This window comes from Polynucleobacter sp. JS-Mosq-20-D10 (genome assembly GCF_018687755.1).
In the GTDB taxonomy this organism is placed as follows: domain Bacteria; phylum Pseudomonadota; class Gammaproteobacteria; order Burkholderiales; family Burkholderiaceae; genus Polynucleobacter.
Window position 1 is genome coordinate 682,413 of sequence record NZ_CP061305.1, and the last position, 23,482, is coordinate 705,894.

Annotated in this window: 24 protein-coding genes and 1 tRNA gene; 15 read left to right on the top strand and 10 right to left on the bottom strand. The window is 46.0% G+C overall.

Annotated features, from left to right (window positions below):
• Window positions 1-116: 116 nt before the first annotated feature.
• Entirely contained in the window at window positions 117-1,130 is a 1,014-nt protein-coding gene (locus FD967_RS03495; RefSeq protein WP_215326747.1) for an HD-GYP domain-containing protein, read from the top strand.
• Window positions 1,131-2,225: 1,095 nt separating this feature from the next.
• Here the strand turns inward: FD967_RS03495 and FD967_RS03500 are convergent.
• Both FD967_RS03500 and FD967_RS03505 read right to left on the bottom strand, forming a co-directional pair.
• The gene (locus FD967_RS03500; RefSeq protein ID WP_215326748.1) at window positions 2,226-2,915 is read right to left on the bottom strand and encodes a recombinase RecT; all 690 of its coding nucleotides are present in this window, start codon (window positions 2,913-2,915) and stop codon (window positions 2,226-2,228) included.
• Window positions 2,916-2,935: 20 nt separating this feature from the next.
• Window positions 2,936-3,868, bottom strand: a complete 933-nt coding sequence (locus tag FD967_RS03505) for a YqaJ viral recombinase family protein (RefSeq protein ID WP_215326750.1) — start codon at window positions 3,866-3,868, stop codon at window positions 2,936-2,938.
• Window positions 3,869-3,938: 70 nt separating this feature from the next.
• Here FD967_RS03505 and FD967_RS03510 point away from each other — a divergent pair, with 70 nt between their 5' ends.
• From FD967_RS03510 to FD967_RS03525, 4 genes are all read left to right on the top strand, one after another.
• The gene (locus FD967_RS03510) at window positions 3,939-4,181 is read left to right on the top strand and encodes a helix-turn-helix domain-containing protein (protein WP_215326752.1); all 243 of its coding nucleotides are present in this window, start codon (window positions 3,939-3,941) and stop codon (window positions 4,179-4,181) included.
• 532 nt (window positions 4,182-4,713) lie between these two features.
• Complete coding sequence (locus tag FD967_RS03515) at window positions 4,714-5,682, top strand: hypothetical protein (RefSeq protein ID WP_215326753.1); 969 nt, start codon at window positions 4,714-4,716, stop codon at window positions 5,680-5,682.
• A 264-nt stretch (window positions 5,683-5,946) separates the two neighbouring features.
• Entirely contained in the window at window positions 5,947-6,732 is a 786-nt protein-coding gene (locus tag FD967_RS03520) for an SUMF1/EgtB/PvdO family nonheme iron enzyme (RefSeq protein WP_215326754.1), read from the top strand.
• A gap of 3 nt (window positions 6,733-6,735) precedes the next feature.
• Entirely contained in the window at window positions 6,736-8,061 is a 1,326-nt protein-coding gene (locus FD967_RS03525; RefSeq protein ID WP_215326755.1) for an ATP-dependent RecD-like DNA helicase, read from the top strand.
• A gap of 6 nt (window positions 8,062-8,067) precedes the next feature.
• Here the strand turns inward: FD967_RS03525 and FD967_RS03530 are convergent, their stop codons facing one another.
• Together FD967_RS03530 and FD967_RS03535 are read right to left on the bottom strand one after the other, a co-directional pair.
• Window positions 8,068-9,657, bottom strand: a complete 1,590-nt coding sequence (locus tag FD967_RS03530) for a gamma-glutamyltransferase family protein (RefSeq protein ID WP_215326756.1) — start codon at window positions 9,655-9,657, stop codon at window positions 8,068-8,070.
• A 47-nt stretch (window positions 9,658-9,704) separates the two neighbouring features.
• Window positions 9,705-10,694, bottom strand: a complete 990-nt coding sequence (locus tag FD967_RS03535; protein WP_215309747.1) for a tripartite tricarboxylate transporter substrate binding protein — start codon at window positions 10,692-10,694, stop codon at window positions 9,705-9,707.
• 103 nt (window positions 10,695-10,797) lie between these two features.
• On the opposite strand from FD967_RS03535, the gene FD967_RS03540 reads away from it, so the two are divergent.
• On the top strand, window positions 10,798-12,147 hold the full coding sequence (locus FD967_RS03540) for an aminotransferase class III-fold pyridoxal phosphate-dependent enzyme (protein ID WP_215326757.1): 1,350 nt from the start codon (window positions 10,798-10,800) through the stop codon (window positions 12,145-12,147).
• 20 nt (window positions 12,148-12,167) lie between these two features.
• Here the strand turns inward: FD967_RS03540 and FD967_RS03545 are convergent, their stop codons facing one another.
• Both FD967_RS03545 and FD967_RS03550 read right to left on the bottom strand, forming a co-directional pair.
• Window positions 12,168-12,893: an LrgB family protein gene (locus FD967_RS03545; protein ID WP_215326758.1), complete on the bottom strand. Its 726-nt coding sequence runs from the start codon at window positions 12,891-12,893 to the stop codon at window positions 12,168-12,170.
• Window positions 12,890-13,243 carry a CidA/LrgA family protein gene (locus tag FD967_RS03550; RefSeq protein ID WP_215309752.1) on the bottom strand — a complete coding sequence of 118 codons (354 nt, stop codon included), beginning with the start codon at window positions 13,241-13,243 and terminating at the stop codon, window positions 12,890-12,892. The genes FD967_RS03545 and FD967_RS03550 overlap by 4 nt, the downstream gene beginning before the upstream one ends.
• Window positions 13,244-13,375: 132 nt before the next feature.
• Between FD967_RS03550 and FD967_RS03555 the strand changes: the two genes are divergently transcribed.
• The 6 genes from FD967_RS03555 to soxA are packed head-to-tail and all read left to right on the top strand — an operon-like array spanning window position 13,376 to window position 18,137.
• On the top strand, window positions 13,376-13,825 hold the full coding sequence (locus FD967_RS03555; protein WP_215309754.1) for a (2Fe-2S)-binding protein: 450 nt from the start codon (window positions 13,376-13,378) through the stop codon (window positions 13,823-13,825).
• 9 nt (window positions 13,826-13,834) lie between these two features.
• On the top strand, window positions 13,835-16,066 hold the full coding sequence (locus FD967_RS03560) for a xanthine dehydrogenase family protein molybdopterin-binding subunit (protein WP_215326759.1): 2,232 nt from the start codon (window positions 13,835-13,837) through the stop codon (window positions 16,064-16,066).
• Between the two features lie 19 nt (window positions 16,067-16,085).
• Complete coding sequence (soxX, locus tag FD967_RS03565; protein WP_215326760.1) at window positions 16,086-16,520, top strand: sulfur oxidation c-type cytochrome SoxX; 435 nt, start codon at window positions 16,086-16,088, stop codon at window positions 16,518-16,520.
• A gap of 23 nt (window positions 16,521-16,543) precedes the next feature.
• Window positions 16,544-17,029, top strand: a complete 486-nt coding sequence (locus FD967_RS03570) for a SoxY-related AACIE arm protein (RefSeq protein ID WP_215326761.1) — start codon at window positions 16,544-16,546, stop codon at window positions 17,027-17,029.
• A complete protein-coding gene (locus FD967_RS03575; RefSeq protein ID WP_215326762.1) occupies window positions 17,026-17,355 on the top strand; it encodes a thiosulfate oxidation carrier complex protein SoxZ in 330 nt (109 codons plus the stop codon). The genes FD967_RS03570 and FD967_RS03575 overlap by 4 nt, the downstream gene beginning before the upstream one ends.
• Window positions 17,352-18,137: a sulfur oxidation c-type cytochrome SoxA gene (gene soxA, locus FD967_RS03580; RefSeq protein ID WP_251369085.1), complete on the top strand. Its 786-nt coding sequence runs from the start codon at window positions 17,352-17,354 to the stop codon at window positions 18,135-18,137. The genes FD967_RS03575 and soxA overlap by 4 nt, the downstream gene beginning before the upstream one ends.
• A 7-nt stretch (window positions 18,138-18,144) precedes the next feature.
• Here soxA and purU read toward each other — a convergent pair whose 3' ends face one another.
• Complete coding sequence (gene purU / locus FD967_RS03585; RefSeq protein WP_215326763.1) at window positions 18,145-18,999, bottom strand: formyltetrahydrofolate deformylase; 855 nt, start codon at window positions 18,997-18,999, stop codon at window positions 18,145-18,147.
• Between the two features lie 122 nt (window positions 19,000-19,121).
• On the opposite strand from purU, the gene FD967_RS03590 reads away from it, so the two are divergent.
• Window positions 19,122-19,415: a hypothetical protein gene (locus FD967_RS03590; RefSeq protein ID WP_215326764.1), complete on the top strand. Its 294-nt coding sequence runs from the start codon at window positions 19,122-19,124 to the stop codon at window positions 19,413-19,415.
• A gap of 21 nt (window positions 19,416-19,436) precedes the next feature.
• Here FD967_RS03590 and FD967_RS03595 read toward each other — a convergent pair whose 3' ends face one another.
• Together FD967_RS03595 and FD967_RS03600 are read right to left on the bottom strand one after the other, a co-directional pair.
• Complete coding sequence (locus tag FD967_RS03595) at window positions 19,437-19,844, bottom strand: surface-adhesin E family protein (protein ID WP_215326765.1); 408 nt, start codon at window positions 19,842-19,844, stop codon at window positions 19,437-19,439.
• A 70-nt stretch (window positions 19,845-19,914) separates the two neighbouring features.
• Window positions 19,915-22,380, bottom strand: a complete 2,466-nt coding sequence (locus tag FD967_RS03600; protein ID WP_215326767.1) for a penicillin acylase family protein — start codon at window positions 22,378-22,380, stop codon at window positions 19,915-19,917.
• A 133-nt stretch (window positions 22,381-22,513) separates the two neighbouring features.
• Between FD967_RS03600 and FD967_RS03605 the strand changes: the two genes are divergently transcribed.
• Both FD967_RS03605 and FD967_RS03610 read left to right on the top strand, forming a co-directional pair.
• Window positions 22,514-22,602, top strand: a tRNA-Leu gene (locus FD967_RS03605).
• 21 nt (window positions 22,603-22,623) lie between these two features.
• Window positions 22,624-23,070 carry a hypothetical protein gene (locus FD967_RS03610; protein ID WP_215326768.1) on the top strand — a complete coding sequence of 149 codons (447 nt, stop codon included), beginning with the start codon at window positions 22,624-22,626 and terminating at the stop codon, window positions 23,068-23,070.
• On the opposite strand, the gene FD967_RS03615 is transcribed toward FD967_RS03610, so the two are convergent.
• On the bottom strand, window positions 23,067-23,480 hold the full coding sequence (locus FD967_RS03615) for a biopolymer transporter ExbD (RefSeq protein WP_215326769.1): 414 nt from the start codon (window positions 23,478-23,480) through the stop codon (window positions 23,067-23,069). The genes FD967_RS03610 and FD967_RS03615 overlap by 4 nt on opposite strands.
• Between the last annotated feature and the right edge of the window lie 2 nt (window positions 23,481-23,482).

Below are 23,482 nucleotides of genomic sequence, written 5' to 3' on the forward strand. Positions count from 1 at the left end.
GATTAGATTAGATAGATTACAACTAAAAATTTAAAGAAAGTCCATAGATACAAGAACTAATGGGTATACACTGAACAAAAGGGTGAGGAATTCCACAAAACTCACAAAAACAGCGTATGACAGATGAATTAAGCAAAGAGCAGATAGTTAAACAGTCAGAACTTCGCTATAGGCGATTATTTGAGACCGCTCAAGATGGCATCTTGATCCTTGATTTTCAAACAGGCGTTATTCAAGACGCTAATCCATTTATTACTAACCTACTAGGCTTTACGAGGGATGAGCTCATCGGTAAAGAGTTATGGGAAATTGGCGCAATGGTAGATAAAGCCGCGGCCTTAACGGCATTTACTGTGCTTAAAGACAAAGGCTACATACGATATGAAGATTTGCCATTAAAAAGAAAAGATGAGCAAATTATCAATGTAGAGTTCGTCAGCAATGCCTATGGCGTTAATGGCGATCGTGTTATTCAATGTAATATTCGCGACATTTCAGATAGAAAAAAACTTGAAAAAGAATTGCTTGAGTATCAACACTCCGTCAATATTTCTATGAATGAAATGGTTGATACTCTTGCCAACGTCATTGTTGCTCGTGATCCCTATACTGGCGGACATCAAAAGCGTGTAGCAAATTTAGCTGTAGCAATTGCTGCCGAAATGAATTTACCTTTACATACAATTGAGGGTATTCGTATGGCCGCTTTAGTTCACGATATTGGAAAAATTACCATACCCGCAGAAATTCTAACGAAGCCTATTGCCTTAAGTAACTTTGAGGTGGCAATGTTAAGAAACCATGTTCAAGCCGGTTACGATATGCTCAAACATATTCACTTTCCCTGGAATATTGCTCAAACAGTTTTACAGCATCATGAGCGTTTAGATGGCAGTGGCTATCCCAACGCAATTAAAGGCGATGTAGTCTGTGAAGAGGCCCGAATTCTGGCTGTGGCAGATACTGTAGAGGCAATGTCATCGGATCGCCCTTACCGAAAAGGTAAGGGTATGGATGCCGCATTAGAAGAGATCGCTATGGGTAGTGACAAGCTATTTGATGCTGACGTCGTTAACGCTTGCTTAAAGGTATTTAAAGTTGATGGATATGCATTTCCACCACTGATTTAAATAAATTTTTTAGTATAAGGACTAGCGGTAGTTGCTTGGTTAACAAGTATTGCTTTAAGTAACGCCCATCAATCCTCTAAAAAGTACTTTGGAGCAACGAAGTGCTAAACGGTTGCTCCAAAAACCCTTTGGTTTTAAAAACCAAAGAGTGAGGGGCTACTTCCTTTAAATCCTCGAATCTGCTTACACATTTGCTTACACACCGACACTGACAACCCGCAGAACCCCTGTTTATATGGGTCTATCATGGGCTTCTGCTCTCATAAGAAAGAAGGCCTAGGGGTCTTGTAGTAAAGACCTCAATAGATTCAAGAGGTTAGTGGTGAATTAGGTGGTCAAAATTGCTTACACACCGCTTACACACCGGAGCAAAAACCGAGGTGTGTAGTAAATGCGGTTTTAGTGTGGTTTTGCAGTGGTAAACACCAGCAGCAAGGTGTGTAGTAAATGTAACGATTTAGGGCCCATAGCTCAGTTGGTTAGAGCAGAGGACTCATAGCGAAAGTTGTGCCTTATGCGTGGAAACTGCATAAGGGATGGTGTCAAATTCGGAGAAAGCTAAGTCTAGCAATAGATACGCTAACGCCGAGCCAAGCTTCAGTATGAAAGTGCTGTTGAAGGTGTAGAGACTAGACGGCACCCACCTAAGTTCAGAAATGAATACGGTGAAGGCATAGTCCAGGGAGTAGTGAAAGCTACACAAACCGGAATCCTTTGGTCCCAGGTTCAAGTCCTGGTAGACCCACCAAAAAAGTAAACCCTCATCAGCAATGGTGAGGGTTTGTCTTTTAAGTGTTACTTAAAGTAACGCCTACCTACTTTACATAAGAGCACTTTGGAGCAACGAAGTGTTAGATGGTTGCTCCAAAAATCCTGTGGTTTCGAAAACCAAAGACCGAGAGGCCACTTCCTTTAAATCCATGAATTTGCTTACACATTTGCTTACACACCGACGCTGACCACCCGCAGAGCCCCTGTTTATAAGGGTCTATCTTGGGTGTCTGCTCTCATAATCCTTTGGTCCAGATTTAAGTTCTATTGGGTCGGGAGAGATTCAAACTCGCGACCAATGATTAAAAGTCTACTGTTGTGTTGCTAAATCATCGCCAACCTCACGCACTGCTGCAATGCCCGATGTCTTAGCATTCTCCTAGGCATCTTTTTCCAAATTTCGTTCTCACCTTTTACTTCAGCTAGGTACTCTCGCACAGTGGTGGGTACTTCACGATCTTTTCGATAGATTGAGCATTCAATCCACTCTGGTAGACCGTCTACCAAGGTATCGGCTTGAGTAAAGTGCAAGCCGTTAAATTGAGGATGTTGATTGAGTAACTTTGAGCATCCCTCAATCGTAATAAAGACTTGCCACTGCCCATCTTCATATTGAGTAAAGCCGATTTCTTCGCACAGGGGATCTAAATGCAGGCTTTGCATCATTCTTAGTAATGTCAAAATCGTCTTAGCCGGTACTTCGATTTGAAGATTTACCCAGGCCTGAAGTCCTGCCTCCTCAATACCCAGTCCACTAGCGGCTCTAGCTAGTTCCTTCGCAATCAAATTATTAAAAAGCTCTATTGATTGAGCGATAACTGATTGACCATTAGGTTGAATGATGGATTCATCACCAAAGTTCACTATCTTTGGACTATTACTTGAGTTGGGCACTCCTATCACTTCCTTAATAGAGTCTTCTGCAATATGTTCTATGCCTTGTTTTTCTAAAATGCTTTTCAAAGCTTGGGAGCGCTTATTTGGTTTACTAGCTCTGTCGATGGTATTTTTCATGACGGGTCTTCCTTTGTGCGCTAATTGATCTGCTTAATAACTAAACGCCTGCTGTTCTGCACTGGCATCTTGTAGTTATTCGCAATATCTGGGAGATCTTGTTCTAGACGTTTGCTATCCAATCTAAAAGACGGTTTAGGCGCCTTCCAGGTGGCGATCATCTTGCCTTGATATAACAGTGATTCAGCTTCCCCCATCTGATTCATGATGTTTTGCTTAATAGTGGAGATCTCTTCTTCGCGAACGTCGATCTCGCTATTGAGTAGTTGTAGGCGCTTCGTTAATTCAAAAGTTTGCGCTTTAGCCTCTACTGACTTTGAGGGATCGCCTTTGCTAAAGAGTGCTTGACAGTCGGCTTCGCTTTGCGCTGGAGGCGGTAGATCTTTTAAAACGTACTCATGCCAAAAGAGGCTGGCCTTTTCTAGTATGGCGTTCTCTAATTCCAAGTCTCTCGCAATCTCATAGATCCGAAAGTCGCTATTACCAAAGAGCACAGCAAGATCGACTTTATTAAGGTTCGTGATAGCCATATACCAAATGCACTGGCATAGATAGCTCATGGGCACTTCATCCGATCCGACTTCTCCCCAGTCACCAGAGCTAAAGGGGTTGGCTGTTTTGCATTCCAAAATACGAGTTGGGGAAGAAGAGCCATTTTCTAATACAAAGCGATCTATGTGCGCACTCATAAAAGAATGCTCTGGGTGGATGTAGATAGACTCATCGTGAACGAGTTCAAAGCCAGTAGCGCTGGCATACTCTGTTGCGACAAACTCTTCGGCAAAAGAGCCAAAGCGCAGGGGTAGGGAGTCTAGCTTCTTGGTTTCTTTCCCAGTCTTTTCCATCCAGACCTCTAATGGAGATCTAAATCGAGACAGACCCAAAATCGCTCCAATGTCACTACCGCCTATGTATTTGCTGCGATCTACGCTAAAATCTTGATTAATAAGCATTTTTTGTCCTTTATTTAATATAAATTACTATTTACTTAGTAATTATTACTAATATTATAGCAAATATAACTTGATTACAAGCGATCAAATTCGTGCGGCACGCGCACTTCTTCGGTGGAGTGGTAAAGAACTGGCTGAAAAGACGGGTCTTGGTTTTTCAACGCTGATGAGATTAGAAGTTTTGGATGGCGTTCCAAGTGCACAAGCAAAAACTCTGGAGACTATTCAAAACGTATTCGAAAAAGCTGGCGTTGAATTCATTGGTGCACCAGAAGACGGCGCCGGAGTACGCTGGAAATCCAAATCAAAATAACAGTCATCAGGTGACTGCTTAGCGATACACCTACTATATTCAGAGACACAAATCGCGTGATGTTGTATCAAGTGTTTGCACAAAAATATTTTTGATTTGTGCTGTTACAAAATCAATTATTTTCTGCTAAGCTGTAGTTAAGTTAGCAGTAACTCCAAAAAATTACTGCTAATTACACAAGCGGACCAAATACCCTTGTGGCCTGTGAAGTAGATGCAGTTCAAAACCTGCAGTCGTCAAACCCGACAAATCAACCCACAGTTTTGTAAGACACAATTTAGTTGCAATGCCTAAACGATTCAAATCCCGTTTAGGTGGTGATGACGGACCAAATACCGTCGCATGGCCAAAACCAAATAGGTCACCAAACCAATAGCACGTTTTACCGACGGCCAAACTCCGTCAACTCTTGTGGACCAAATCCCACAAACAACTTGTTTTTTTAGCGCGTTCGTACGCTTTACCTCTGGGTATCTGGGGGCTTGGCGCACGCTCGCAACACATTTTATTTTTTAAAGATTAAGGAGTAGTTATGTCCAAAGATATCAAGGATGTTGTTACAGAAGTAGATAAAGAAGAGGTTAGAGAAGTCAGTGGTTCAGTACAGGTTGATAAGCCTAGTCAGGCTCACGGCCAAACAGGCCCAAAGACGGAGCGGGGTAAGTGGCACTCAAAATGGAACTCCCTAAAGCATGGGCGTTACGCTAAGAGCACGCTATTGCCATTTGAGGATGAGGTAGCTTTTAAGGCACATCTACGCGAGATTCGTGCCGCTTTACTTCCGAATGATTATGTTGAGCAGCAAATCGTTGATGAATATAGTCATGCGCTTTGGCGCTTGCAACGCCAGGAAAATCGCACCGCTTATGAGCGCGAGAAAATTCTTGATCAGCTAACGCCATCGATGATGGCCAATATGCTGGGTTTATCACCAGAGTATTGCGCTGCGGCTCCTGATTACTTAATCAATCTCAAAACGAAGATCCACCGCTCACAAGAATGCCTAGCTAATGCTGCCTATGAGCAATATGAGCGTTTAATGGCGGGGGCTCAAGGTGTCACCAACTTTAATTTGGTCTGGCGCAACTTTCCGGATTTGTTTAATGCCTTAGGTATGCATATTAATCGTCTAGGTTCATTAAAGCCGCTCTTTACACCCAATCAAAAGGATCTCGATCTAGCATGGCAACAACGTCCAGAAACAGTCCGAGAGTATTTGGAGGTCTTAAGTAAGGAGCTCTTTTACCTTGCCAACTTTAACGAGTACAAGCCGCAAATTCGTCTGTATATGGAGTCCTGGTACTTTGCGCAGCATCATGAGTTAAAGCGCTTAGAGCGCGATGATGCTGGGCTCATGGCTGAGCGCAAACACGCCAATACCATGCTCGATAAATTGATGCAATTGCGAAAGGCGCAATACACCTTATGGGCAGCTGCGCCAAAGGAGTTGCCAATGCATGGTTTTAAGCCACCCAAGGAGATTGATTTTCGAAAAGATTAAATAGACGCTTTTTGCGAAACGAAATGGTTTTTATTTCATAAAAACAAGTACTTAACATTTTTGCTCTTTAACAATTTGAATGTTTTTTAGCCCCACCAGCGCTAAATGAGAATCAATCGGCGGCGCTGGTGGAGGGCTTTTCTGTGCTCTCCTACTTAAGCTCAGTTCAGGCGTAAACTAAAAGTATTAGAAAAATTGCTATTTGGGCATTCTTAAGCTTTTTATCTGCATGATTAACGCTGCAGGGATGTCCATTAATCTCCTATGAAAAAATTCGACATTCTCCCAATCCTATTTGGTGTTTTGCTATCAGTCATTGCGCTGTATTTCATGTTGAGACCCTCAACTGCTACTAGCGCGCCTGCGTCAACCATCCCCGTGGTTAAAGTGGGCAATGTATCTTGGGATCAAACTGAGATGACGATTGCCGATATGAAAACATTTGCAACGGCTACAGGCTTTGTGAGCCAGGCTGAGAAAAATGGTGGCGGACTGAATTACGAATCTGGTTTTGTTAAGAAACCTGGCTGGACTTGGAAAACCCCCTACGGTGTTCCTGCAAAAGATAATGAGCCCGCAGTGCACCTCAATCAATCTGAAGCGGCATCTGCCTGTCGTTATTTTGGCAAACGTTTGCCTACTGAATCTGAGTGGACTTCTGCGGCATTTGTAGAGCAGCGAACTAATCCACCTACTGGCTTTGTTAAGGGAGAGCGTTATCCATTTCCTGGTGGTAGTACGCCTGCAGTTTCTCATTGCTTAAGTGGCTGTGGTGATTACAAAGGTGTCGCACCAGCAGGCGCATTAAACCGAGGCACTGGTCATGTCCCCACGGGCACCACTAAGCCTGGAGTTAATGGTCTATTAGATATGGGCGGCAATGTTTGGGAGTGGACGGCTACTGAGCGCAATGGTGGCTTCATTACTCGTGGTGCTTCTTGGTGGTATGGCCCGGAGAGACAAAAAGAATCTGATGTTGAGTCTAAGCCAGCAGATATTGGAGTCGTTTACATTGGATTTCGGTGTGTGGCTGATGCCGTGAAACAATAGGGAATGACCAATCTTGCAGTCGATCCAGCCGCCATTGAGATCACCCCTGAATACCAGGAGGTAATCGATGCCATCGAGCGTCATGACCCTTATATTTTTGTCAGTGGTAAAGCAGGTACTGGTAAGACCACTTTAATTGGCTATCTGCGTGAGAACATTCATGGCAACGTGGTAGTAGTTGCACCAACTGGTGTAGCTGCATTGCAGGTGAAGGGTGTCACGATTCACTCCTTTTTTCGCTTGCCACCTCGCTTGATCTTTCCCGAAGAAGATATCAAGCCTCTAAAAGACAAGCGTCTCTATAAAGATATCCGCCTACTCATCATTGATGAGATCTCGATGGTGAGAGTAGATGTAGTGGATGCAATTGATCTATTCCTGCGTGCTAACGGACCACAGAAGAGTGAGCCCTTCGGCGGCATACAGGTCATGTTTGTAGGGGACTTGTTTCAGCTGCCGCCGGTGGTATCTCAAACGGATATGCAAGTGCTCTCTGAGCGCGGTTACGAAGGTCCTTACTTCTTTTGCGCAAATGCGTTGCATCGCAAAGATGTCACCATGGTGGAGCTATCCAAGATCTTCCGTCAAAAGGACGCGCACTTTGCCGGTCTACTTAATCAGATCCGCATCAATCAAGATATTGATGAAGCGCTCGATACCTTAAATGCCGTCTGTTATGAAACCAAAAAAGAAATTGATGAGCAAACCATCACGCTAACCACCACTAACGCCCGTGCGGATCAAATTAATGGCGCAGGATTACGAGCGCTCACAACCGATGCCAAGGTCTATATGGGCAATAGCACCGGTAAGTTCAATGTGGATGATCGTAATCTGCCGTCACCCAATCAGCTCACCCTCAAGGTGGGCGCAAAGGTGATGTTTACGGCAACCGATAGCAATTTCCCGAAGCGCTGGGTGAACGGTACTATTGGCGTCGTTCGCGAATTGTTACCGAACACGGTGAAGGTGATGGTGCAAAACGGCCCTTACTCCAATACGGTGGAAGTCAAAGGACATCAGTGGGAATCGTATCGCTATGACCATGACATGATGTCTGGCAAGATCTCACCAAACATCATTGGCACCTTTGTACAGATCCCATTAATGCTAGCTTGGGCTGTCACTATTCATAAGAGTCAGGGCAAGACTCTCGACAAGATCAAGGTAGATTTATCCTCAGGGGCTTTTGCCTCGGGGCAAGTTTATGTCGCCTTGAGTCGTTGCACCTCCATCGAGGGCATTACTCTTGAGCGTCCTATACAGCCCAAAGATGTCAGCTGTGACCAAGAGGTGAAGCGTTTCTATCTGAATTGCTTGCCTGGCTAATTTTTCTTAAAAGCCCGCCGCCAAGCCATCGCGACGATGATCACTTCCTGCAATATAAGCATCCTGAGTTTGTTCACCTAATAGAGCAATTGCTTGAGCGCTTCCAAAGTCTAGGCTGTTCGCTGGCATGACAGTCACTTCATGTCCCATTGCTTTAAGTCCATCGACGACTGCTGTTGGCATGGATGCTTCAACAGTGAGCTTACCCACATCATCAATTCTCCAGCGAGGCGCATCTGAACAGGCCTGTGGATTGAGGTATTCATCAACAAAGCGCATTACAAACTGAAGATGTCCCTGTGGCTGCATATTGCCACCCATCACACCAAATGCCATAGTGGGTTGATTACCCTTAGTAAGGAATGCGGGGATGATGGTGTGAAAAGGACGCTTACCTGGTGCCACTTGATTCGGATGGCCATCGACCAAACTAAAGCTCATGCCACGGTTATGAAAAGCAATGCCACCTGGAGCAACTACACCAGAACCAAAGCCTTTGAAGTTCGACTGAATATAAGAAATCATCATGCCACTCTCATCCGCAGCGCACAAGTAAACGGTGCCACCAGCATGTGGATCTCCAGCGCCGTAGCTGCCTGCTTGATTGTGATTAATCAGAGCAGCACGGCTAGCCAAATAATCTCTGTCTAATAGGCCGCTCGCTGGCACTTTCATGGTGCTGGCATCGGAGACATGAGCGTACGCATCAGCAAAGGCAATCCGCATGGCTTCCACTTGTAGGTGAATACGCTTTGCAGAATTAGCTGGATATTGTTTTGCATTAGCTGCTTGCAAAATACCGAGTGCCATCTGGGCTGCAATGCCAGAACCATTGGGAGGAATCTCATGCAAGGTGTAATCGCCATAATCAAATGCCAATGGCTCAACCCAGTCCGTTTGATTAGCAGAAAAATCTGCCATGGTGAAACAGCCGCCTGTACTTTGAGCAAAGTCGACCATGCTTTGGGCTAATTTTCCGGTATAAAAAGATTCACCTTCAGTGTTAGCGATCTCACGCAGTGTATTAGCTTGGGCGGGGTAGCGCCAAAGTTGACCGGCAGTAGGCGCCTTGCCATCAATCAAAAAGGATTCACTAAAACCAGGTTCATTCTTCAAAATGGGAATGGCTTCGCGCCATTGACGAGCGATTACTGGTGAGACTGGAAAGCCGTTTTCAGCATAGTCAATAGCGCGCTTGAAGAGTTGCGCAAAAGGCAGCTTGCCAAATTTACGAGATAACTCAATCCAACCCGAAACCATGCCAGGTACGGTCACGGTATTCCAGCCAATCAAATCCATGGCGGTTTTGCCAGAAAAATATTCCGGCGTCCAAGCAGCTGGGGCACGACCAGAGGCATTCATACCATGGAGTTTTTTTCCATCCCAAATGAGAGCAAAGCCATCGCCACCAAGACCATTCATGGTGGGTTCAACCACGGTCAGTGTGATCGCAGTCGCTAAGGCTGCATCAACCGCATTGCCGCCGCTTTGCAAAGCTTCAATGCCCGCTTGTGTAGCCAATGGCTGTGAACTAGCAACTGCATTTTTAGCAAGGACTGGGGCACGGCCGCCACCAAAGGGAGGGGAAATTAACATGGATCCGATCTATTCAATAAGAAGGTGTGAGCAAAAGGAATGGGCAATTAGTCAATTTTAACGTTGGCTGCTTTTACTGCCTTCGCCCACTTGTCTTGCTCGCTTTGCGTGATCAAAGTTAATTGCTCGGAGTTAGCAAATTGCGGGTGAATACCTTGAGTTGCTAAACGCGCTTTGAAGTCGGGGTTAGTCAGAATCTTACGGATCTCCCTTTCCAGCTTGGCAATGATTGCTGGAGAAGTGCCCTTGGGTACATAAACTGCATAAAAGTTTTCTACATCAAACTGCTTCATACCATCTTGTCCTAAGGTGGGGACATTGGGCATTAATGGTGAGCGCTCTGCTGCAGCAATAGCGATAGGGCGTAACTTGCCACTCTGAATATGTGGCAGTGATGCTGTCACGCTATCAAACATCATGAGCGTGTTACCAGCAATTAAATCAGGTAAGGCGAAAGAGCTACCTTTGTAAGGAATATGTGTACCGGTGGCTCCGATACGTTGCATAAATAGAGTGGACTCTAAGTGAGAGAGACTGCCATTACCTTGAGACGCATAATTGAAGTCACCTTTTTTCGATTTAATGAAAGTAATTAACTCCGACAGGTTTTTAGCTGGAACTGTGGGATTGACAACAATCAGGTGAGGAATAGTACCAACGAGAGCAACAGGTGCAAAATCCTTTGTAAGGTCTGCTGGCGGATTTTTGAAGAGTGCTTGTGAAATAGACTGATTAGTCATCGCACTGAAGTGAATGGTGTAGCCATCTGGAGCGGCTTTGGCTGCTGCGCCCAAGCCAATCATGCCACCTGCACCAGGTTTATTTTCAATCACAATCGCTTGTCCGAGAGCCTCGCCCAAGGGAGCCATAACGGCACGAGCAAATACGTCGGTAGAACCGCCTGCAGGAAATGACAAAACTGCGACGATTGGTTTTTTAGGCCAATCCGTATCTGGTGCAGCTAGCACTTGTCCACACAAGCTTGAAATGATTGCAAGCCCGAGGAATGGTTTTGAAAAACGATTCAAGAAGTTCATGACATTGTCCAGTGAGTAAGTAGGTAAGAATAAGTAGGTAATATAGTATTGGAAACCACCCAAGGGGTGTAAAGCGAATAATAAAAGTTAAATTGAGACAACTATGACTGCAGCACTTCAAACACCTTCAGCTATTGATATGTCGGCCTATTGGTTGCCATACACGCCAAATCGTTACTTTCATCAGCATCCAAAAGTAATGCAGTCAGCCAAAGGAGCTTACTACTTTGATGACCATGGTCGTAAGTTATTCGATGGATTATCGGGCTTGTGGTGCTCACCTTTGGGGCATGCTGATCCACGAATTGGTGCAGCCATTCAAAAGCAGTATGAAACCATGGACTATTGCCCTGCATTTCAGATGGCGAGTGAGGCTACTTTTACTTTAGCCAGTCGCATTGTTGATCTGGCGCCAACAGGCTTAGATAAAGTATTTTTTACCAACTCTGGATCTGAAGCTGTAGATACAGCACTCAAAATGGCGGTTGCCTATCATCGTTGCATGGGTAATGCCTCACGCTTTCGGATGATTGGGCGCGAGCGCGCTTATCACGGTGTTGGTATTGGCGGTATCTCCGTTGGCGGCATTGTGGCCAATCGCAAGGCATTTGCTGGAATGATGATGCCGGGAGTAGATCACCTACCGCACACATTCAATCTCTCACAAATGGCTTACTCAAAAGGGCAGCCTACGTGGGGCGCACACTTAGCTGATGAGCTAGAAAATATTGTCACTTTGCATGATGCCAACACGATTGCTGCAGTAATCCTAGAGCCAGTGCAGGGATCGACGGGGGTGATTGTGCCCCCACAAGGTTATTTGCAGAAGATTCGGGATATTTGCACAAAGCACGGCATCTTGTTGATCTTTGATGAAGTCATTACGGGCTTCGGACGCTTAGGAGCAAACTTTGGTGCAGATCGTTTTGGTGTGACGCCAGATATGATTACCTTTGCAAAAGCCATTACCAATGGAGTGATTCCGATGGGCGGTGTATTGGTGCGCGGAGATATTTACGATGCCATCATGTCGCAAGGCGGGCAAGAGCAAGCGATTGAATTCTTTCACGGCTACACTTACTCTGGCCATCCAATCCCCACGGCAGCTGCTCATGCTGTACTCGATATTTTTGAATCCGATGATTTAGTCAATCGCGCTAAAGCACTGGAACCGGTCTTAGAAAATTCCCTGCACGCCCTCAAGGGAAAAACAGGCTTACTGGATATTCGTAACTTTGGTCTTTCTGGCGCGGTCGATTTAGTGCCCATTGCTGGTAAGCCAGGATTGCGAGCCATGAAGACTTTAGAGGCTTGCATTGAAAGAGGTGCCTTAGTGCGCATTACGAACGACACGATTGCAGTTGGCCCTCCATTTATTTCAACACCAGCCGAAGTCGAGCTCTTAGTGAGCGTTCTGAGTGATGCGATTGATGATGCTATGAAGATCAGCTAATGACGTGAGCTAGCAGAATGCTAGTTAAATAAGTGATACAGAATGGGGATGGCTACCGCGCTAATGACCCCATTCATTCCCATAGCAAGACTGGCATAAGTTCCTGCCTCAGGATGAATGCTAAATGCACGCGAGGTACCAATGCCGTGAGCGCCAATGCCAATAGCAAAACCACGCTGCCACCACGCTTTCATTCCCAGCGCATTCAGAATAAAGGGGGCCAGAATAGCTCCGAGGATGCCGGTAGTGACGGCAAAGATGGCGGTTAAGGTCGGGGATACGCCAATACGCTCAGCAATACCCATAGCAATAGGTGCAGTAACTGATTTGGGATACATGGCACCCGTAATGCTGGAGTCGGCGCCGAGTAATTTAGCAATGTTTACTGCGCCCACAATGGATACCAAGCCACCCGCAATTAAAGAGACTAGCAAAGGAATAGATCGGCCCTTTAGGCTACTTAAACCTCTATAGATCGGTATGGCTAAGGAGACGGTTGCTGAGCCTAATAAGAAGTGAATAAATTGCGCACCTTCAAAGTAGGTGGAATAGGGCATTTCAACAAATTGAATGATGCTGGCGACCAGAATGATCGCAATTGCTACTGGGTTGGCTAAGGGATTCTGTTTGGCAGCTTTATAAATCGAGAGACCTACTTGATAGGCCGCCAAAGTAATAAAGAGGGCGAATAAAGGGCTGCCCGAGAGATAAACCCAAATCTCCACAATCGAGTGTTTTTCGTTCATTGCCCTGTCTCTTTTGGCTTTGCGCTCAAAAAGCGGACCACTATCGCGCTCGTGGCAATGGTGAGAATCACGCTACCGACCAAGGCGCTGATGATTGCTAGGGCATTGGCCTTCAGTTGGGGTAAAAATAGCACCACCCCAACGGCCGCCGGAACAAATAAGAGGCCAAGGTATTGGCTAAAGCCATCGGCCACCAATGCGAGTTCATGATTAATCCCTTTACGGAGCACCAGCCAAATAATCAGTAGCACCAAGCCAATCACGGGACCAGGGAGGGTGGGTAGGGCAAATTTGGAGACAAGCTCACCCAGGCTTTGAAAGAGAAGGATTTGGACAAGGCCCGAGATCATGACTTGATCTTACTGCTCTGCAATATATGTTGCAAAGCAATAAATTATTTCTTCGTTAAGATAATCACTACAACAAGAGGGTCTTTGTCTCTTGGATGAGGCTTGATATAAAAAACACTAAGGAGAATGGGCATGGCTGACTTAAACGTCAACGGTAAAAAGTACAAGGTGGATGTTGATCCAGAAACCCCTTTGTTGTGGGCGATTCGTGATCATGTTGGATTAACGGGTACTAAATATGGTTGCGGTGTGGGTCAGTGTGGTGCATGTACTGTTTTGTTTGATGGCCAAGCAATCCGCAGTTGTGCCATTCCGGTGAGTGCGGCTGTAGGTAAGAAGATTGAAACTATTGAGAGCCTAGAAAAAAATGGCCAGCTCTCTAAAGTGCAAAAAGCGTGGGTTGACAATCAGGTGCCGCAATGTGGCTACTGCCAGTCTGGCATGGTGATGGCAACTACGGCCTTGTTGCGCAACACCCCAAAACCAACTGATGCTCAGATTGATGCTGCGGTCACCAATATCTGCCGCTGCGGAACCTTCCAACAAGTGCGTGATGCTATTCATGCTGTGAGCAAGGCATAAGGAGCAATCATGACAAAAACTATTAATACAAACACTACCAACACTTCACGTCGCCACTTTATTGTTGGATCAAGCGCTATCGCAACAGGTCTAGCAATTGGCTTTGACTTCTCCTTCATCTCATCAGCAAATGCTGCTATGGGCACTGGCACAACTGCTATGGCCCCACTCGCAACACCAGAGATTGGTGTTTGGGTGGTGATTAAGCCAAACGATGACATCGTTGTGCGTATCGTCCGCTCGGAGATGGGTCAGGGAACTATTACTGGCTTAGCCCAAATGGTTGCAGAAGAATTACAGTGCGACTGGAAAAAAGTATCTTACGAGTACCCATCGCCAGCTGAGAGTCTCAAGCGTAAGCAAGCATGGGGTAGCTACTCCACTGGTGGTAGTCGCGGTATTCGTACTTCTGAGCAGTATGTTCGTAAGGGTGGAGCAGCTGCTCGCATCATGTTGGTTCAGGCTGCAGCTAATCAATGGAATGTCCCAGCGTCTGAGTGCGTAGCTAAAGATAGCGTTATTACACACACCCCATCTGGTCGCAAAACTACTTTTGGAAAAGTATCAGTTGCTGCATCTCAGTTAGAAGTGCCAAAGGAGATTGCTCTCAAAGATCCTAAAGAGTGGACTGTGATCGGCAAGTCATTGAATCGTATTGATGGCACGGCTGACAAGGTCACCGGCAAGCAAATCTATGCCATTGACCTCAAGTTGCCCGGCATGCTGGTTGCCACTATTAAAGAGTCGCCAGTATTTGGCGGTAAGGTCAAAAGCTACGATGCCACTAAGGCTAGCAGTATCAAAGGGGTGAAGAAGGTCATTCAAGTAAATGATTCTTCGATTGCCGTGATTGCTGATACTTTCTGGCAGGCAAAGACAGGTTTAGATGCCGTCAATATTGTTTGGGATAACGGTAGCAATGGGGATGTTTCTAGTGCATCGATTAAGAAAATGCTCGAAGAGGGGCTGACAGCTAACGATACTTTTGTAGGCAACTCCAATGGTGATGCTAAGGAGGCGATTGCTAAGGCATCTAAAAAGATTGAGGCAACCTATTTCTATCCATTCTTAAACCATGCAACGCTAGAGCCACAAACTGCAACGGCAAAGTGGACGCCAGATTCTTGCGAAGCTTGGGTTCCAACCCAAGATGGTGAAGCATCCTTGGCTGCGGTAATTGCTGCTTCAGGCTTGCCTTCAGAAAAATGTAATGTGTATAAGGTCAACCTCGGCGGTGGATTTGGTCGTCGCGGCGCCTTCCAGGATTACACAACTCAGGCTGTCAATATCGCCAAGCAAATGCCGGGCACGCCCATCAAATTGATTTGGACTCGCGAAGAGGATATGACGCAGGGTCGTTATCACCCAGTGATGATGTGCAAAATGACTGCCGCGATTGACGATAAGAAAAATATTACTGGCCTAGATATGCGTTTGTCCGGCCAATCTATTTTGGCAACAGTGCGTCCAGCAGTAGTGGCGGCTAATAAGGGTAAAGATCCTGTAGTGTTTCAGGGATTAGATCCTGCGGGTGAGCATGGCATTACCTATAGCTTTCCGAATTTGATGGTTGACCACGCAATGCGAAATACCCATGTGCCACCAGGTTTCTGGCGTGGCGTGAACGTCAATCAAAATGCCGTCTTCCTGGAAACCTTTATGGATGAAATGGCTGAAGCTACCGGTGTTGACGCTGTGGAATTCCGTCGCAAGCATATGGAGAAATTCCCTCGTGCAATCGCCGTTCTCAATGCCGTAGCAGATGGCATTGGTTGGAATAAGCCAGCTAAGCCAGGTGTTTTCCGCGGTGTCGCCCAAATGCGCTCATTTGGAAGTTATGTAGCTGCCGCTTGCGAGTTATCAGTCACTAATGGGAATGAAGTCAAAATTCATCGCATTGTGGCTGCAACCGACCCTGGTTATGTAGTCAATCCAGCGCAAGTTGCTCGTCAAGTTTCTGGTTCGTTTGTGTACGGCTTATCCGCTCTCTTCGAAGAAGAAATTACGATCGAGAAGGGCGCGGTTGTGCAGAAGAACTTTGATACCTTCAATTCCATTCGCCTGTCTCAGATGCCTAAGGTAGAGACGATCATCATTCAAGGTGGTGGTAAGGATTGGGGTGGTGTTGGAGAGCCAACGATTGCCGTGGCAGCACCAGCGGTTCTCAATGCGATCTACCGTGCCACAGGCAAGCGCTTGCGCACAGTCCCATTGAAAAACAGCGGCATTAAGTTGGTTTAATGATGATAGGCAAGCAGGAATGAGACGAACGCTAGCAGCTTTATTGCTAGGGACCTCGACTCTTTTCCTGCCTTGCTTAGCGCACTCTCAAACCTGGGTGGGGGATTCGATTGTGAATCCCCTGACTTCTTCTCCAGGGGATGCTGTGAGGGGGCGCGCGATCGTGGCTAGCCGTCAAGTTGGTTTATGTTTGCTGTGCCATAGTGGACCATTTCCCGAGGAACGCTTTCAGGGCAATCTAGCACCAGATTTGGTTGCTAGCGTGGGTAAATCCACCCCAGCTCAATTACGAGCTCGATTAGTTGATCCAGGTCGCTTGAATCCATCAAGCATCATGCCGGCGTACTATCGCACCACTGGTCTGAGTCGCGTGGCTCCCAAGTTTATGGATCACACTATTCTTACTGGCCAAGAGATAGAAGACGTTGTGGCTTTTTTAGTAAGCCTTCAATAACTAACCGAAATTACGAAATGAATATGACTAAGTTCAATCCGAGTTCAAACCCCATCAAACTAAGTCGGCGAATGTACTTATCTGCGCTGGGTCTTTTAGGTCTATCCGGTTGGATGGCTCCGAGTTTGACGATGGCTAAAAAGCCAGAGGCAATGGAAGCGATCGTAAAAATTGCTGGCTCGAACACTATTCTTGATGGTCGAGTGAAGTTGGTGATTCCACCTTTGGTGGAGAGTGGTAACTTGGTGGTTCTCAAGCTATCTATAGAAAGCCCAATGACTGCAAATGACTACGTTAAGGCGGTGCATGTGATTTCTGAGGCTAATCCATCCCCCAGTATGTTTACTGCGTATTTCACACCCCGCTCTGGCCGCGCTGAGTTAACAACTCGTGTGAGGTTGGCAGACTCACAACGGGTATGGGCTATCGCTCAAATGAGTGACGGCAGCTTTTTTCGAGGGTATGCCGATACGCTAGTCACTCTTTCAGCCTGTACGGAGATGATATGAGCAAGACCTCCCGTACAGGCATTACGATGCCAGCCCAAGCAAAAAAAGGTGCCATTGTTGAGATTCGGGCAATTGCTCAGCATGATATGGAGACGGGCTATCGATACACTGAAGATGGTAAGCGAATTCCACGTGACATCATTCAACTCTTTACTTGTCAATACAACGGCGAGGAAGTATTCAGGGCGGATTTCTATCCAGGCATCGGCGCTAACCCTCTCATCATTTTCACTACCGTAGCAGTAGCCTCTGGCACGCTCGTGTTCAAATGGGTGGGAGATGGTGGCTATGAGGCAGTAAATCAAGCGCAAATTACTGTTTCGTGAATCTATTTGTTTTTTGCCTTCGTGTATTACCGTCATTAGTCATTCTGATTGGGGCAGATTGCAGTCAAGCACTTGAAGCTCCAAAAGATCCTCGGCAATCAAGCTATTACCTGATGACACCAGAGAATCGGGCAATGCAAGATGACTCTAATCTCAATCCCGCTGTATTTTGGGTTATGGATGGTCACAGTCTCTGGAAAGAAAAAACCGGTACAAAGAATATATCCTGCGCATCCTGCCATGGCGATAGTGGGCAAAAGATGGTTGGTATAGCAACACAGTTCCCTAAGATGCAGAAAGGAAAGTTACAGACCTTGGAGGGGCAAATTAATCAATGTCGCACATCACAGCAAGAAGCCCCGCTACTCGCTTATGAGAGTAAAGAGCTCTTAGCCTTGACAACATTTGTGGCAACCCAATCTAAGGGTTTGCCAATCGCCATTCAAGAAACGCTTCAGAACAAAAAAGATCTACAACAAGGCCGTCAGTTCTTTAATGAAAGAATGGGTCAGCTCAATTTATCTTGCGCTCAATGTCATCAAGATCGCGCTGGCTTGAAATTAGGAGGAAGCCTGATTCCTCAGGGGCACCCAACTGCTTACCCAATTTACCGAATTGAATGGCAGACCATGGGGTCTTTACAAAGACGTTTACGCAACTGTATGAGTGGGGTGCGCGCTCAGCAGTTTGAGTACGGCTCGCAAGAGATGGCTCAATTAGAGTTATTTCTCATGTGGCGAGCCAGAGGCATGCCCTTAGAAACTCCAGGAGTCCGACCTTGAGTGCAACCTAGTCTGAGAAGACTACTGAAGTTGCACTATTAATCAAAACACGGTCATGCAAGTAGTAGCGCAGGGCGCGTGAGAGTACGGTGCGCTCTAAATCTCGACCCTTTCGAACTAAGTCTTCAGGCGTATCGCCATGGGTAACGCGAGTGACGTCTTGTTCAATGATCGGGCCTTCATCTAAATCACTCGTCACAAAGTGTGCGGTAGCTCCAATCAACTTAATACCGCGAGCATGGGCTTGATGGTAAGGCTTGGCACCTTTAAAGCTTGGCAAGAACGAGTGGTGAACATTGATGCAGCGTCCGGATAATTTGGTGGATAAATCATCCGACAGAATTTGCATGTAGCGTGCCAAAATAACCATGTCTACCTTGGAATCAGCCACAATTTCTAGGAGCTTCGCTTCTTGCTTTGGCTTTGTCTCTGGCGTAACTGGTAAGTGATAAAACGGAATATCTGCAAAATCAATACTGGAGTAAACCTCACGCGGATGATTGGAAACAATTCCACTGATCATCATTGGCAACTCACCAATACGCCAACGATAGAGAAGATCTACTAAGCAATGATCTAGCTTAGATGCCATGATCAGCACTCGCTTTAAATCTTTTACAGCGCGCAAGTCCCAGGTGAGGTCAAAGCGCTTAGCAATTTCTACAAAGCCAGCCTTCAGAGATTTGCTATCAGCACTGCAGCTAAAGCTTACGCGCATGAAGAAGCGTTTAGAAGCCTTGTCATCAAATTGCTGCGCTTCCTCAATATCACCACCTAATTCAAAGATGTAGGTTGAAACAGCGGCAACAATGCCCGGTCTATTGGGGCAGGTCAGCGTGAGGTAGTAATTTTCTGTAGTCATGGCTTTAAAAAGGGGTAGAGATGGCTTTTAGGGCGTAATTTTAGGCTGCTTATTTGGAGGTGGCAATACTGTCTGCTGGACCTAGGTAGGGCTCGCTCATATCTTTGATCTTAGGAATGGGTATGTCTGAGCAAATCGGCTTTGGTCCTAAGGCATTCAGAAAATTGCAATCTTGTTTGGTAGCCGCAGAGGCGGCGTGTTCTAAGGGGGATTTACCAGTGGTTATAGTGGAGATGGCGCTAGCTGCAGTTGAAGGGTTGGCTGCTGCTGCCGATACCGCTACTGAGCCTGCAGAACTTGCAGCTGTAGTGGCAGATCCTCCTAAAGCCAGTAATGGCGCCGCACAACCTCCCAAATTAAGGCAAAGAACCATGCATCCAAGAACAGACCAGCCCGATGGGTGTGGTCTGCTTTGAGAGGCATTCAAAATGGGATGTTTATTTGCGCTGGCAAACAACGTTGAAAACGCCAGCTGCCCAAGACTCGCTTACAACAGGCTCAAATTCACTATTGGGAGTTTTGTTATCTGAAACTACTTTACCGCTACCTTTGTTGCCAGCGAACTCTTTGTATTCGATTGGGCGGTAGCTAATGGCTGGGCAGTTGTACTCATTGATGCCGATGATTGAGCTAACAGGTTGTTTTGTTTTTGGATTAACGCTAGACCTCTTCAGGTCGAGCATTGACATGATTTGCGCTTTATCGCCTGATGCGCTTATCGTATCAAGATCAACATACACCACCATCACCGCATTTGATCCTAATTCTTTCCACTCAGCGAAGCTGCTAGAAAAGGGTAGTAAGGAGAGGGTGGTAAAAAGAGTGAGTACGTATATTTTTTTCATAATAAATAGTATTGTCAGTAAGAAGGTTGAACCTAAAAAGAGCTCTTAGGAACATTCTAAACTCCCCAGCTTATTTTTCCTTAATATTGAGATCTAGTTGTCGGCTGATCTTTTGGGGTTTCATTTGCAGGGGAAGATATTCATTTCGAGCCCAGAGCACACTCATATTGCGGTAAAGCTTGTTCTGCACCCAGCCAGACTGTCCAGCTTGATAAATAAAAAGGGATTGCTCTAAGTCTGATAAGTCATAAAGCGTCCGCAGGCTCGGTGCCTGCTTAGTTTCAAAGGGATTATCAGATCTGAGTAGTTCGAGACGCCCCACATTGATACTAAAGCTATCACCAGGAAATGGCTGCGTCAAATTAAAGAAACTTCCAAGCAGTGGCACCTTGCTTAAAGGGCGATGCTCAGAGACTGCAATATGCGCGTTTCCCCATACCCAGTTTTTAGGGTTACTCCCAAATTGGGAACTCAGTTGCTCAAGTGCTTTATCAAAGGCTGCATTCGAAGTGTCAGCACAACTCTCAACCTGTTCAGTTTTGGGGTCGTTGCACCAAGGGCTATTGGGATTTTGTAATTGCAATATCAGTGGATTTCTAAAGTTGCGGGTACCATAATTCTCTGTGAACAAATATCCTAAGCGTGAGAAGAGTTTGCGCGTGAGTTGGTCAGCCCAAGCATTAAATATCAGTGCGCCAGTACTATCAATTTTCATATCCCCATCAAAGTTCTTGCTGAGCTCAATTGCTTGTTGAGCCAGTGGATGTGTTGACTGTACAGATTTAAATGATGCTAATAATGGTGTGGCGCCCAAAGATAGAGTATCTGCTTGCATCGCTTTCATGGAAGCAAAGTCATGCGTTGACCTACCTTTAATGAGCTCCACAATTCTGTCATAGCGTGTTGGTAGATCCCAGTCGCCGGTCAATGGATTTGGATCATTATTGGCTAAGATTTTCTGGTTGGCTGTAGCGATCCAATTGGTCTCTGGGTTATTGCTATTCGGCAGCTGCTCGAAGGGGACATAGCCAGTCCAATCATATTGCTTCTCCCAGCCCAAGGCTGGCGCCACGCCATACAAACCTTGATGCAAAGTGCGCTTTGGGGCGACTCCAGTAGTTTGAAGCGAAATGTTCCCATCTACATCTGCCATCACGACGTTTTGCATTGGCGCATAGTTTTTGCGTAGCGCCTGCTTAAATGTATTTAAATCTTTGGCGTGATTCATATCCAGCAAGCCAGCAACGGACTGATTTTCAATATCTAGCGCTGTCCAGCGTAAGGACAAAACAAAGCGATCGGTATCGATGGCACGTTTTGCGCGTGCATAAGATTCAGAAATCACTGGACCATGCCTAGTCTCTTTGACTAAAAACCGCACTGAAGACTCGCCTTTGATATCGATGATTTCTTGGCGAACTTTAAAGGGTAGCGGGCCGTCTGGACCTCGATACACTCCAGGATTTTTCGGATCAAGCTGCTCAATATATAAATCTTGAACATCAGGGCCAGTATTCGTAAAGCTCCAGGCAAACTTTTCGGTCCTGCCCAATACCACCGCCGGAATACCGGGAAGGGTTGCGCCCATGACATTCAGTCCAGGAGCTTCTAAGTGAGCCATATACCAAATTGCAGGCGCTGATAAGCCTAGATGGGGGTCGTTTGCCAGCAGGGGCTTGCCAGAGGCCGTCAGTTTTCCGCTAAGCGCCCAGTTATTAGATCCAATACCTTCCTTGCCGCCTGGCACCTCATTGATAGTCAATTCAGTTGCAGGCAGCTTCTTGGACTTTTGATCTCGTGCAAGTGGGTTTGGATTGAAGACATTTAGCTCCTGATATATTTTGGCAAAGTCAACATTGCTCACAGGCTCACCAAGCGTATATGCTGGCATCACTTCCCATACTTGCTTGGTTGTTAAAAACTGTGAGAGTTCGAGGCGTTGGAGTTCTTTATGCCAGTTACCCCCAAGATCAAGCGCCATCATCAACATCCAGGCGAGGCTATCGGTAGGTGACCAGTGACCTGGTTTAGAGCCTGTTAAAAAGTATTCAACTGGAAGGGCCCAGCCTAAGTGGGCATTACCAGCGTTAACTCCATCCGCATAAGACTGAAGCAATCTCTTGGTGGCAATAGGGTAGTGATCAAACTGTTTTTCAGCGGCACGCTTAATACCGAGAGTCCGAATAAAACGATCAATTGCAAAAGTTTCTTTGCCGAGGAGTTCGGATAGTCGCCCACTAGCTAGTCGGCGATTAATTTCCATTTGCCATGATCGTTCGCTAGCATGCAAATAGCCCAAGGCAAAGAGTGCATCAGTAGAGCTCTTTGCCTGAATATGGGGAATATCACTCTCATCAAAGGTAATCGAAACAGAATCCCCGAGAGACTTGATAATCCGCTGGCCAGAAGGATTGGTTTGAGCTGAGCTTAGGTAGATTGTTCCAGCGGCGATGATCAAGACTAAGGCTGCAGAGCCAAACCAAAAGATACCTTTAAAGGCTGATTTAAGACCTGAGTTTGGCGTGGATATTTTCATGGGAATAGTTTAGTGGGTTTGCCTAAATTAGACCCTAGGCTTGATGAAAGCAGGCTTCCCACCTCCGATAGGGCTCACATGCTAAAATTTATCTTGTCTTGGTTTATTTAGTGCGGCTTTATTGCTCGTGCGAGCCCGAGTGGTGAAATCGGTAGACACAGCAGATTTAAAATCTGCCGACTCAAAAAAGTCGTGCCGGTTCGATTCCGGCCTCGGGCACCAATCGATTGATTTCAGACATCCTTGAAATATCTTTACTTTCTCTCCTTGCTTTTATGTGCCGCCCCTGTTTTGGCTGCAGATTTCTTAGTTTTTACTTGTGAGCGTTCGGAAAATAACTACACCGAAACTTATCAACTTAAAGTCATGGCTGCCTCAAAAAATCAGAAGGCCAAAGTCTTTGTCGATGACCGAGATTTAGATCGGGCTAGCGAGTTGGGTCAGCAAGCCATTAAGAATGTTGTTATTGCTGAATCCACAGTCCTCATTTCAATGGAAGCACAATTTCCCCCAGAAAATTTTGATGGTATTCAGTATGGCGCTGGTTCTGTAATCACGGTGATCATCATTAATCGCTCAACGGGTCAGATGAGAAAGGCGGAGACGGTTAAAGGTGGAATACTCTCGGCAACCCTCGGCGAGGGCACGAAGACTTATCAAGAGCAATGCACTGCTGCTAATAAGTCTTAATTAGGTTCAGTTACAAACCCCAGCTTCGTTAAGCCGGCACGACGCGAGGCCGCTAATACCTGAGCAACATATTCATATTTCACTGACTTATCAGCGCGTAAATTGATTTCCGGTTGCGGCTCCTTCTGAGCAGCTTTTTCTGCATAGCCATCAAAAGTTTTTAAATCAATTGGTGTGCTATTCCAAAATATTTGACCCTGAGCATCAATAGAGAGTTGAACTGACTCTGGCTTTACTTCATTACGTACGCTATTGGCTTTCGGCAGCTCAACCTTCACCGCCTGCTGAATGACCGGCAGGGTAATGATGAAGATGATCAGGAGTACCAACATGACATCCACCATCGGAGTCATGTTGATTTCGGCCATGATGCCGCTTTCTTCTTGATCGTTCTGAAGATTAAAAGACATGT

Excerpts from the sequence above, each read along its gene's own strand:
- FD967_RS03495 (WP_215326747.1), top strand. The coding sequence starts at position 117 with ATGACAGATGAATTAAGCAAAGAGCAGATAGTTAAACAGTCAGAACTT.
- FD967_RS03500 (WP_215326748.1), bottom strand. The coding sequence starts at position 2,915 with ATGAAAAATACCATCGACAGAGCTAGTAAACCAAATAAGCGCTCCCAA.
- FD967_RS03505 (WP_215326750.1), bottom strand. The coding sequence starts at position 3,868 with ATGCTTATTAATCAAGATTTTAGCGTAGATCGCAGCAAATACATAGGC.
- FD967_RS03515 (WP_215326753.1), top strand. The coding sequence starts at position 4,714 with ATGTCCAAAGATATCAAGGATGTTGTTACAGAAGTAGATAAAGAAGAG.
- FD967_RS03520 (WP_215326754.1), top strand. The coding sequence starts at position 5,947 with ATGAAAAAATTCGACATTCTCCCAATCCTATTTGGTGTTTTGCTATCA.
- FD967_RS03525 (WP_215326755.1), top strand. The coding sequence starts at position 6,736 with ATGACCAATCTTGCAGTCGATCCAGCCGCCATTGAGATCACCCCTGAA.
- FD967_RS03530 (WP_215326756.1), bottom strand. The coding sequence starts at position 9,657 with ATGTTAATTTCCCCTCCCTTTGGTGGCGGCCGTGCCCCAGTCCTTGCT.
- FD967_RS03535 (WP_215309747.1), bottom strand. The coding sequence starts at position 10,694 with ATGAACTTCTTGAATCGTTTTTCAAAACCATTCCTCGGGCTTGCAATC.
- FD967_RS03540 (WP_215326757.1), top strand. The coding sequence starts at position 10,798 with ATGACTGCAGCACTTCAAACACCTTCAGCTATTGATATGTCGGCCTAT.
- FD967_RS03545 (WP_215326758.1), bottom strand. The coding sequence starts at position 12,893 with ATGAACGAAAAACACTCGATTGTGGAGATTTGGGTTTATCTCTCGGGC.
- FD967_RS03550 (WP_215309752.1), bottom strand. The coding sequence starts at position 13,243 with ATGATCTCGGGCCTTGTCCAAATCCTTCTCTTTCAAAGCCTGGGTGAG.
- FD967_RS03555 (WP_215309754.1), top strand. The coding sequence starts at position 13,376 with ATGGCTGACTTAAACGTCAACGGTAAAAAGTACAAGGTGGATGTTGAT.
- FD967_RS03560 (WP_215326759.1), top strand. The coding sequence starts at position 13,835 with ATGACAAAAACTATTAATACAAACACTACCAACACTTCACGTCGCCAC.
- soxX (WP_215326760.1), top strand. The coding sequence starts at position 16,086 with ATGAGACGAACGCTAGCAGCTTTATTGCTAGGGACCTCGACTCTTTTC.
- FD967_RS03570 (WP_215326761.1), top strand. The coding sequence starts at position 16,544 with ATGACTAAGTTCAATCCGAGTTCAAACCCCATCAAACTAAGTCGGCGA.
- FD967_RS03575 (WP_215326762.1), top strand. The coding sequence starts at position 17,026 with ATGAGCAAGACCTCCCGTACAGGCATTACGATGCCAGCCCAAGCAAAA.
- purU (WP_215326763.1), bottom strand. The coding sequence starts at position 18,999 with ATGACTACAGAAAATTACTACCTCACGCTGACCTGCCCCAATAGACCG.
- FD967_RS03590 (WP_215326764.1), top strand. The coding sequence starts at position 19,122 with ATGTCTGAGCAAATCGGCTTTGGTCCTAAGGCATTCAGAAAATTGCAA.
- FD967_RS03595 (WP_215326765.1), bottom strand. The coding sequence starts at position 19,844 with ATGAAAAAAATATACGTACTCACTCTTTTTACCACCCTCTCCTTACTA.
- FD967_RS03600 (WP_215326767.1), bottom strand. The coding sequence starts at position 22,380 with ATGAAAATATCCACGCCAAACTCAGGTCTTAAATCAGCCTTTAAAGGT.
- FD967_RS03615 (WP_215326769.1), bottom strand. The coding sequence starts at position 23,480 with ATGTCTTTTAATCTTCAGAACGATCAAGAAGAAAGCGGCATCATGGCC.